Source organism: Gordonia sp. NPDC003585 (assembly GCF_040610755.1).
Lineage (GTDB): Bacteria > Actinomycetota > Actinomycetes > Mycobacteriales > Mycobacteriaceae > Gordonia.
In genome coordinates this window covers 1-1,023 of record NZ_JBEXMX010000200.1, presented here as the reverse complement: position 1 = coordinate 1,023, position 1,023 = coordinate 1, and the positions used below count along the sequence as shown (strand labels likewise).

The 1,023-nt window shown below is 71.0% G+C and carries 1 protein-coding gene; it reads left to right on the top strand.

Features of this window, described 5'->3' with window-relative positions; translation table 11 throughout:
• Window positions 1-1,023 (top strand): UDP-N-acetylmuramoyl-L-alanyl-D-glutamate--2,6-diaminopimelate ligase (locus ABZW74_RS24600; protein WP_355280131.1); only part of this gene is annotated, 1,023 nt, incomplete at both ends.

The following is a 1,023-nucleotide window of genomic DNA, read 5'->3' as shown; positions in this document are numbered from 1 at the left end:
ACCCACCGCGCTGCCGGGTAGTACCACCCACGGCGCGCGTTTCGCGGGTGACGCCGTGGCGGCGGGTGCCACCGCGGTCCTGACCGACGCCGCGGGCCGCGCCGAGCTGTCTCGGGTGTTGCCGCCGGAATCGTCGGTGGTGGTGCTCGTGCATCCGAACCCGCGCTCGGTGCTCGGCGGGGTGTCGGCACGGATCTACGGCAATCCGTCGCGGCGGCTCAAGCTCATCGGGATCACCGGCACGTCGGGCAAGACGACCACCTCCTACATGGTGGAGGCGGCGTTGCTGGCCTCGGGTGCGTCGGTGGGCCTGATCGGAACGGTCGAGACCCGCATCGACGGGGTGGCCCAGCCGAGTTCGCTGACCACGCCGGAAGCACCCACATTGCAGGCGCTGCTGGCGACCATGCTCGAACGTGGAGTCGACGCGGTGGTGATGGAGGTGTCGAGCCACGCGCTGGCGCTCGGCCGGGTCGACGGCGCGCACTTCGCTGTTGGCGCGTTCACCAATCTCTCCCAGGACCACCTCGACTTCCATCCGTCCATGGCCGCCTACTTCGAGGTGAAAGCGCAGCTGTTCGTCCCGTCGTCGCCGGTGCATGCGGTGCGCTCGATCGTCTGCGTCGACGACGAGTGGGGACGCCGCATGGCCGAACTCGCGCGCCCGGCCCCCGGTGGTGCTCGCGCACTGCCGGTGACGGTGTCGACCGGACCGGTGCCGGCCCAATGGCAGGCGGGCGAGTCGACGACCGCCGACGACGGCTCGTCGCGCACACCAGTCACCGGGCCGGAGGGCGCGTTCGACCTCGTGGTCCCGCTGCCCGGTCGCTACAACGTCGCCAACGGACTGCTGGCCGTGGCGATCGCTGTTGGCGCGGGTGTCGACGCCGGTACAGCGGTCGAGGCGATCGCGGACGTCGCCGTGCCGGGCCGATTGCAGCGCATCGACAGGGGGCAGAACTTCCTCGCACTCGTGGACTACGCCCACAAGCCGGGTGCGGTCGAGGCGGTGCTGGCCACGTT